Annotated in this window: 7 protein-coding genes and 2 pseudogenes; 8 read left to right on the top strand and 1 reads right to left on the bottom strand. The window is 46.9% G+C overall.

Features of this window, described 5'->3' with window-relative positions:
• The first annotated feature begins 135 nt into the window (after positions 1-135).
• Together DCC82_RS11085 and DCC82_RS11080 are read left to right on the top strand one after the other, a co-directional pair.
• On the top strand, positions 136-1,662 hold the full coding sequence (locus tag DCC82_RS11085) for an NAD(P)H-hydrate dehydratase (protein WP_097354609.1): 1,527 nt from the start codon (positions 136-138) through the stop codon (positions 1,660-1,662).
• A 337-nt stretch (positions 1,663-1,999) separates the two neighbouring features.
• Positions 2,000-3,438: pseudogene (locus tag DCC82_RS11080) on the top strand (DASS family sodium-coupled anion symporter).
• Between the two features lie 216 nt (positions 3,439-3,654).
• Here the strand turns inward: DCC82_RS11080 and pdxR are convergent.
• Positions 3,655-5,052: a MocR-like pyridoxine biosynthesis transcription factor PdxR gene (gene pdxR, locus DCC82_RS11075; RefSeq protein WP_108430357.1), complete on the bottom strand. Its 1,398-nt coding sequence runs from the start codon at positions 5,050-5,052 to the stop codon at positions 3,655-3,657.
• Between the two features lie 104 nt (positions 5,053-5,156).
• Between pdxR and DCC82_RS11070 the strand changes: the two genes are divergently transcribed.
• The 6 genes and pseudogenes from DCC82_RS11070 to DCC82_RS11045 all read left to right on the top strand — a co-directional run.
• Positions 5,157-5,705 (top strand): pyridoxamine 5'-phosphate oxidase family protein, encoded by a 549-nt coding sequence (locus DCC82_RS11070; protein ID WP_015864118.1) that lies wholly within the window; start codon positions 5,157-5,159, stop codon positions 5,703-5,705.
• Positions 5,706-5,793: 88 nt separating this feature from the next.
• Positions 5,794-6,018 (top strand): hypothetical protein, encoded by a 225-nt coding sequence (locus tag DCC82_RS11065; protein WP_097354606.1) that lies wholly within the window; start codon positions 5,794-5,796, stop codon positions 6,016-6,018.
• Positions 5,990-6,691, top strand: coding sequence for a 5-oxoprolinase subunit PxpB (gene pxpB / locus DCC82_RS11060; RefSeq protein WP_015864117.1), 702 nt, complete (start codon positions 5,990-5,992; stop codon positions 6,689-6,691). The genes DCC82_RS11065 and pxpB overlap by 29 nt, the downstream gene beginning before the upstream one ends.
• Positions 6,666-7,652, top strand: coding sequence for a 5-oxoprolinase subunit C family protein (locus DCC82_RS11055; protein WP_015864116.1), 987 nt, complete (start codon positions 6,666-6,668; stop codon positions 7,650-7,652). The genes pxpB and DCC82_RS11055 overlap by 26 nt, the downstream gene beginning before the upstream one ends.
• Positions 7,642-8,397 carry a LamB/YcsF family protein gene (locus DCC82_RS11050; protein ID WP_108430356.1) on the top strand — a complete coding sequence of 252 codons (756 nt, stop codon included), beginning with the start codon at positions 7,642-7,644 and terminating at the stop codon, positions 8,395-8,397. The genes DCC82_RS11055 and DCC82_RS11050 overlap by 11 nt, the downstream gene beginning before the upstream one ends.
• Before the next feature lie 114 nt (positions 8,398-8,511).
• Positions 8,512-9,107: pseudogene (locus DCC82_RS11045) on the top strand (IS982 family transposase); the annotation flags it as partial.

Raw genomic sequence — 9,107 nt, 5'->3', positions numbered from 1 at the left:
TCTATACGAAGGTATAGACGAAGCTCTTTAGTACACAAGAACCTGCCGACTTTAGTCGTGCAGAGGTTCAGAGGTGTTTTTCTCTTTCATGGAGAACAAGTTAATAAATACATATTTATAGATGAGGTGAGCATGATGCATATCGTTACAGCCGCAGAAATGTACGAAATCGACCGCGACACGGTTGAACAAATCGGCATCAGCGCCGATTCCTTGATGGAAAATGCCGGGCAGGCGCTGTTTCATGTGCTGCGCGAACGCATTCCGCATTCGGCGCTTGTGGCGGTGCTAGCGGGAACAGGGAATAACGGCGGTGACGGATTTGTTGTTGCAAGAATGTTGAAAAGCTGTGGTTATAACGTGGATTTATGGCTTATTCCGCCGAAAGAAAAGATCAAAGGTGCAGCAAAGACAGCGCTAACTACTTATGAGCGTTCGGGATATGACATCAAAGAATATATCGGAAATGAACAATACTTTGCCGAACAGGTCCGTCATTATGACGTAATCATTGATGCGCTTCTTGGGATCGGCATTCAGGGGGCCGTCCGTTCTCCGTACAAAGAGATTATCGAACTTGTCAATCGTTCTAACGCAATCGTCTATGCCGTTGATATTCCGAGTGGAACTCCAGCGGATGGGGGAGAGGTGGAAACAGCGGTTCGCGCTGATATGACGATCACCATTCAATGCCCAAAACTTGGGGCGTACACGTTCCCGACGGCTGATTATTACGGGGAGCTTCTCGTTGTCGACATTGGCATTCCGCCTCTTGCCGTGGTGCGGAATGCCGCGGTCCGCTCGACATGGGAGGAAGATGATGTCGTACGGACTTTGCCGAGACGAAAACAGTCGTCCCATAAAGGAACATACGGAAAATTGCTTGTTGTTGGCGGTTCCCGGCCAATGACAGGTGCGATTACGTTAACGGCAAAAGCCGCACTGCGAAGCGGTGCGGGATTATTGACAATGGCGGTGCCGGATGACATTTATTCCGTTGTCGCCAATCGCGTTCCGGAAGCGATGTACTATCCGTGCCCATCGCATGACGGTTCGTTTTCCGGCGTGATCGATGTATCGAGGTTGGATATCGATGCGATCGCGATTGGCCCGGGGATGGGAAGAACGGATGGCGCACGGCAGCTTGTCCACACTTTGTTGCAGCAGCCTGTGCCGATGGTGATGGATGCGGATGCGCTGTTTTTCTGGAACGAGTATGCTTCACTCGTTCGCGAACGGAAGGATGCGACCGTTGTTACTCCGCACCCTGGAGAAATGGCGCGCATGCTTGATCTGTCTATCGATGAAGTTGAACGCGACCGGTTTGGCATTTCGAAGCAGCTGGCAACGGAGTATGGCATCTATGTGGTGTTGAAAGGGCCTTATACGATTGTCACAGCACCAGACGGTTCGCAATACGTCAACACGACAGGAAATCCTGCTTTGGCGAAAGGCGGAAGCGGCGACGTGCTGACAGGAATGATTGCCGCGTTTCTCATGCAGCATCACTCCGCACAAGCAGCCATTAGCAACGCCGTCTGGGTTCACGGAAAAGCTGCGGATATGCTTGTGGAAAACGGACATTCTCAATGGGACGTGCTCGCTGGAGATTTGATTGATGGGATTTCGTCTGTGCTTTCTCATCTACAGAAACAACAATAATAACCGTAGTATAAATGATTTATATCATAAATATATTTCAACTTTTTCATTTTTTATCAAAGAATCATGACCGAACAACCATCATGCAGGCGAATGGTGTTTACTGCTAAGGTGTTGTTCGGTCATTGTTTTTGACAGTCGAAAACAAATTTCTTAATTCTGTAATAAAACTGACCTCACAAGTTCAACTTAAATAGGCAAGTTTTCAAAATATGTACAAATGTATCATCATCTTACTAGAAAATAATTCCTTACAATAAAAGTAGGAGGTATATAGAAATTTTATGATAAAAAGGGGGAAGGAGAAGTGAAAAAGCTGGAAAAGAGTAAGTTAAAAATGGCATGGTTAATCTTAGCTTTTGTAGTACTGATAGTTATTATTTTGCTGCCGAATCCAGTCGATTTACCTGTGGCTGGCCAAAGAGCTTTAGCCATTTTAGCATTTGCCGTTATTTTATGGGTAACAGAAGCGGTGTCTTATCCGGTAAGTGCAGCGATGATTATCGGTCTTGTAGGTTTACTGCTTGGTATGGCACCTGGTATTGATAATCCTTCCGTCAACATTGGGACAAGCGAGGCACTGAAAATGGCATTATCGGGATTTAGTAATCCAGCGGTAGCATTAGTAGCGGCAGCGCTTTTTCTTGCGGCAGCTATGCAAGCTACTTCTCTTGACAAACGGCTCGCACTATGGATTTTATCTCATGTTGGAACGAAAACAAGAAATGTTGTTATAGGCACAATTGTCGTATCTGTTGTTTTAGCTTTTTTGTTCCAAGCGCAACAGCACGGGCGGGTGCAGTCATTCCGATGTTACTGGGAATGGTAGCTGCATTCGGATTGCCAAAAGATAGCCGATTAAGTGCACTTCTTGTTATTACAGCGGTACAAGCAGTTTCAATTTGGAATGTAGGAATTAAGACAGCAGCTGCACAAAATATGGTTGCTTTAGGATTTATGGAGAAAGAGTTCGGTACATCGATTTCGTGGAGTTCTTGGTTTCTATATGCAGCTCCTTGGTCCGTTTTAATGTCCATTGTTCTTTATTTCGTCATGATCAACTTAATAAAACCTGAGACGAAAGCGATAGAAGGGGGACAAGCATTAATATCTTCGCAACTAAAAGATTTAGGACCGTTGAAACCAGCTGAGAAACGACTTATCATTATTTCCATTATCCTTCTTTTATTTTGGGCGACAGAAGAAAGACTCCATGCTTTTGATACTACAACAGTGACTCTTGTAGCAGTGGCAATTTTGTTAACTCCTAAGATTGGCGTATTTGATTGGAAATCTATTGAAAAGCTTATTCCATGGGGAACGATTATTGTGTTTGCGGTCGGTATTGCTCTTGGTACGATTTTATTAGATACGAAAGGGGCTCAATGGTTATCGAATAAAGTATTTGAAATAATGGGATTAGAAAAAATGCCTATTCTTATAATCATTGCAATCGTTTCGCTATTTAATATACTTATTCATTTGGGTTTTGCTAGTGCAACAAGTTTATCATCTGCGTTAATCCCTATAATGATAGCGTTTACATCAACTGTTGATTTAAATGTTAACAGTATTGGTTTTGTTCTAATCCAACAGTTTGTCGTTAGTTTTGGATTTTTACTGCCGGTAAGCGCACCGCAAAATATGCTAGCGTATGGAACAGGTGCTTTCAAGGTAAAAGATCTCTTGAAGTCGGGTATTCCTTTAACTGTTATGGGCTATTTACTAATTCTCTTATTTAGTGCTACTTATTGGAAATGGATTGGACTATTATAATTGTTCCCATCAAAAAATGTGTTGAAGGATGAATAGTCAAATTCGGTAAAATTATGATAGTCTATGACCAACTATAAAATCGTCAAAGTTATCTGATTGTTTTCGTATGGAAAATCAAAATAATTCGCTGCCTGTTTCATAGAATACAAAGAAGCGATACACTTTAAGCTAAGTGTGTCGCTTCTTCACTGCTTTGAACCATGCAAATCACTTTCCCTATATCCCCCATGCTTCTTTTAACGCGCGAACTCCTGCGCGAATTTCTTTCTCGCTCATGCCGCCAAACCCCAGCAAAATATAAGAAGGCGGCGTTCCGTTGTTCCCAAACCAATATTTCGCTGCGGAATAGACGAGAATGCCCGCTTGTTCTGCTTTTTGCACAAGTTCGATGGTGTCCTTGCCTTTTATTTTTACAAGAAGATGAAGCCCCGCTTTGTCGCCGATGATGATCGTTGCTTGATCACCGAAGTATTCGCGAATCGCTTCGATAAGCGCCTGCCGCTTTTTTGCGTAGATGGTGCGCATGCGGCGGACATGGCGTTCAAAATGGCCTTCACGCATAAAGTGAGCGAGCGCTTTTTGGACGACCGTAGCGACGGTCTGATGGTAATTGGAGCAGCGTTCATGAAACCGCTCTAGCAAATGTTGCGGCAGCACCATATAACTCGTGCGGATGGCAGGGGTGAACACTTTTGAAAACGTGCCGATATAAACGACGCGGTCTTCTGTATCGAGCGCTTTTAACGCAGGGATCGGTTTGCTTCCGTAGCGGAATTCGCTGTCATAATCGTCTTCGATAATAAATCCGTTTGCTTGCTGCGCCCATTTCAGGAGCTTTTGCCGCTTTCCGATCGGCAGCACCATCCCAAGCGGCAATTGATGCGAAGGAGTGACATAAACGACTTTCGCGTTGGTTGTTTGCAGCTGGTCGATATTCAGACCATCTTCTTCCAGATCGATCGGGATAATGGAAAAATGGTGGTTTTGAAACATGGTGCGAATGACATTATAACAAGGGTTTTCTAAAGCGACCGCATCGTGCCGAAGGTCAAACAGCTGGCATAAGACGCCAATCAGTTGCGGCGTGCCAGAGCCGATAATAATTTGTTCGGCCGAACAGCGAATGCCGCGCGCGTGATACAAGTAGCGTTGGATTTCTTTGCGCAAGCCGATATCTCCTTGGCGGTCGCCATACCATAATAATTCGCTTCGCTCCGCATCGATCGCCGCGAGAAGACATTTTCGCCATGTTTTCATCGGAAAATGGTCAAGGTCAATATGACCGTAGCGAAAATTGTAGCGAATTGGCGTGCTTTTCGGAGCCTCCGGCAGAACATCGATTTGGGAAACCTGCGGTGCGAGAGGTTCTTCTAGTTCTTGCACCATAAATCCTACGCGAGGTTTGCTTTCAATATATCCTTCGGCAAGAAGCTGCTGGTAGGCGGTTTCGACGGTATTTTTGCTGATGCCTAGGTGTTGGGAAAGCACGCGAATCGATGGGAGCTTGCTTCCTTTTTGGAGATGGCCGTTTGTGATTTCCTCTTTTATGTACGTATACAGCTGCATGTAAAGCGGTGTGCCGTTTGTTGGATCGAGAATGGGCTGCAATTCCACTGCGTTTTCCTCCTCTGACCCTTCTTTTTTATTTAATTCTGTCCCTGTTCATAAGGTCAGTTTTTTTCTATGATTCCATTATAAACTAGGAAGGGGGAAAATAGATGAGAAGGGATATGTTGGAATGCAAAGATGAACAAAAAATCAACCGGTTTTTGCAGGAAGCGTTGACCGGATTTTTAGGTTTGGCAGACGGTGGTGATCCATATGTCGTACCGCTTAATTTCGTATGGTGGAACGGCTGCATCTACGTGCATGGAGCGGAAGAAGGGAGAAAAATCGATATAATCCGGCGCAATCCGCGCGTTTGTTTTACCGTCAGCGAGCATATCGGGACAATGGTGCATCCCGTTCCAGCAAAAACGAGCACCGCTTATATGAGTGTTATGTTGTTTGGCAAAGCCGAGATTGTTTCCGATTTAGACGAAGCGACGCAAGCGCTCGACCAGTTGCTTGGCAAATATGTGCCGGGCTATTTTGACCGACCGCTTTCCGAGAAGCATGTATCATCTTACCGCTCATCGGCAGGAAGCGCGACTGTTGTCATCAAAATCGTTCCTGACCTTATTACTGCGAAAGAAAAACCGTTAGAGAAAGAGCGAAAGTTTTATAAAGGACGAACTGTGCGGGATGATATCGGCAGGGTTTTTTGATTACAAATAGATAGAAAATTTCGTTTATTGTTATTATAATGAATATACGTTTCATTTAAAACAAGGGGAAGCATGATAAATAAAATAGTTGCCTTCAGCGGGATATGATCGAACAAGAACGAAGGCGGCAATATACGGTCAGCTAGTCGGCCGCAATGGCGGTGCCGATTTTCAATGTAGTGGCGGGATTCAGTACGCTGGTTCGGGAGCATCGGTTTTCACCGGAAGCGGCCGAAAAGCGAAAGCAGGCCGCCTAGCATTGTTTTTTCAAGGAAGGGATGGCAATGGATTATACGATGTTTCCATTAAGTGAATATGCGGTGACGATTCGTTTTTCGACGAAAGTAGATGAAGCGGTGAATGACTACGTTCATCGTGTCGCTGCTTTTTTGGAACAACAGAACAAAGACGGGATTTTTGATATTGTCCCAACGTTTTCATCGGTGACGGTGTATTACGATCCGCTTGTCGCCGGAAGCTGTGAGGAAATATGCGAGTGGCTGCGAACAGAGCTTGAGCGGGTTGAACAGGTGAAAGCGCCGCCATCACGAACCGTTGTCATTCCCGTCTGTTACGGTGGAGAGTTTGGCCCTGATTTAGAAGAAGTGGCACGCTTTCACGGGATGACGGAAGACGAGGTCATTGCCATTCATACGCAAGGGCGTTATCGCGTTTATATGATTGGTTTCGCTCCAGGTTTTGCCTATTTGGGAGGACTGTCGCCTAAAATCGCGACACCGCGCCGCGCCACGCCAAGAACGCTTGTGCCAGCCGGTTCGGTCGGCATTGCCGGCAGCCAGACAGGGATTTATCCGCTGGCGACTCCGGGCGGATGGCAAATTATCGGAAGAACGCCGCTTGCCTTATTCCGGCCGTATGATCCGGAACCAAGCTTGCTTCGTGCGGGAGATATCGTACAATTTCGTCCAATTACCGAAGAACAGTATAGGATGTGGGAGAATGAGCACGATTCAAGTAATACATAGCGGATTTTTCACAACCGTGCAGGACGGAGGACGCTTCGGATATCAAAAAGCCGGTGTATCCGTTGGAGGAGTGATGGATTCATTTGCGAGCCGGATTGCGAATTTGCTTGTCGAAAATGACGCGAATGAGGCGACATTAGAAATTACGATGAACGGCCCGACGCTTCGCTTTGAAACGGATGCGCTCGTTGCAATTTGCGGCGGCGTGTTTCGCTGTGCATTAAACGGCGAACCAATATCGATGTGGAAGCCGCTTGTCATCCGACGCGATGATGTGTTATCGATCGGGGCGTGTCAAGGCGGCTATCGCGCATATATCGCGTTTGCGGGCGGGCTTAACATTCCGATTGTGATGAACAGCCGTTCTACCCATGTACAAGCGCACATCGGCGGTTTTCATGGAAGAGCGCTGCAGCCGGGGGATGTATTGTCCCTGAGATCCAAGACGATAACGATTCCAAAAAATCCTATTCGTTGGGGGATTGCGTTTTCTGCGAGAAATTACATAAAAGGGAAAAGAAAAATGATACGTGTCGTGAAAGGCCCGGAATATAACATGTTTACCGAGCAAAGCCTAGAGCGATTTTTTTCTTCCGCGTATGAAGTGACGACGCAATCGGACCGCATGGGCTATCGCTTGCAAGGGCAAGCTCTTGAGCGCAAGACGAATCAAGAAATGATTTCGGAAGCGGTCACGTTTGGAACGGTGCAAGTGCCTGCTTCCGGCCAGCCGATTGTATTGATGGCCGATTGCCAGCCGACAGGAGGGTATCCGCGCATCGCTCAAGTAATTAGCGTAGACCTTCCGATTTTAGCGCAGGCGCGCCCAGGCGATCATATTCAATTTCAAAAAGTATCGTGGCAAGAAGCACAACGGTTATATATCGAACGAGAGCAAGAAATAAAAAAATGGAAAATGATCATTCATCAAAAATGGAGGGAAATCGGCTATGCGCGTTGATTTGAATTGCGATTTTGGCGAAAGCTTTGGAATATATCGCCTCGGCGAGGAAAAAGAGATTTTGCAGTATGTCACATCGGTCAATGTCGCTTGCGGCTTTCATGCCGGAGATCCGCTTGTGATGCGGAAAACGGTGCAGATGGCATTAGAGCAAAAAGTCGCGATCGGCGCGCATCCGGGGTTTCCGGACTTGCTTGGATTCGGCCGGCGCAACATGGCGGTAACTCCAGAAGAAGCGTATGCGTATGTTGTTTATCAAATTGGGGCGCTCGCTGCGTTTGTGAAAGCGGAAGGAGGGAAGATGTCGCACGTCAAGCCGCACGGCGCCCTTTATAACATGGCGGCGAAAGACACGGCGCTGGCGGAGGCGATCGCCAAAGCGGTGTACGATGTCGATCCAACCTTAATTCTGTACGGACTTGCCGGAAGCGAGCTGATTCGCGTCGGAAAGAAAATCGGCTTGCGGACGGCAAGTGAGGTATTTGCCGATCGAACGTACCAACAAGATGGTTCATTGACACCAAGAAGCGACCCGCGCGCGTTGATTGTCGATGAACAGGAAGCGGTTCTTCAGGTGCTTGCCATGGTGAAAGAAAAACGCGTCCGCTCTTTGCAAGGCATCGATGTTCCGATTGAAGCGGAGACGATTTGCATTCACGGGGACGGTAAGAAAGCGGTGCTGTTTGCGCAGCGGTTATATGAGGCGCTGCAGAAGGAAGGCGTGGATGTTTGTTCTATAAAATGACATTTTTTAACCTGTGGTGCTAGATAAACTTGATCAAGCATAAAAATAGCCCTTGCCTGGCGGATCTCCAGTAGAATGAAAGTGTCACCCAACATTCGAAAGGAGAGATCCCCCATGCAAGAGCACTTTCATTTTACTACAGATCCAGCCAAACTTCAAAAACAATATGCCGCTATTTTCTGTTTTGTTTCTGCCCAACTGTCGTTGATTCAAATGTATCTTCATCGCCGCAACCGTCACTTGGTCAAGCAAGAAGACGAAGTGGTCATGGCGGTTCACCTTTTGGGGAAGCTGCTGGGCTTTTCTTCCGAACGGGCATGGCATCGCTTTGTCACCGGAAATTTGTTCACAAACGGGCAGTTTCTCGAACGTTCCCGATACAATCGCCGTTGCCGGGCGCTGCGCTGGGCGATGAAATGGATCCGCCATGAACTGGCGAAACGCGGCCAACATCATGCCTATGCCGTGGTCGATAGCTTGCCGCTCCCGTTGTGCCATGCTGCGAGAATGCATCGTGTCAAACGGTTTCAAGGGATCGCCGACATCGGGTATTGCGCTTCAAAAAAGCAATGGTACTACGGGTTGAAACTGCACCGTCAAGTGACCGATCAAGGTTTGCCAATGGGATATGTGGTGCCTGCCACGATCGAATCGCAGCCGAAAGCGTGATGACCCAAATTCCTCATCCCTATAACCTCGGGGACAAAGGG

Origin of the sequence: Geobacillus sp. LYN3 (assembly GCF_003064505.1) — a bacterium.
Classification (GTDB): domain Bacteria; phylum Bacillota; class Bacilli; order Bacillales; family Anoxybacillaceae; genus Parageobacillus_B; species Parageobacillus_B toebii.
This window is presented reverse-complemented; position numbering and strand designations above follow the sequence as displayed.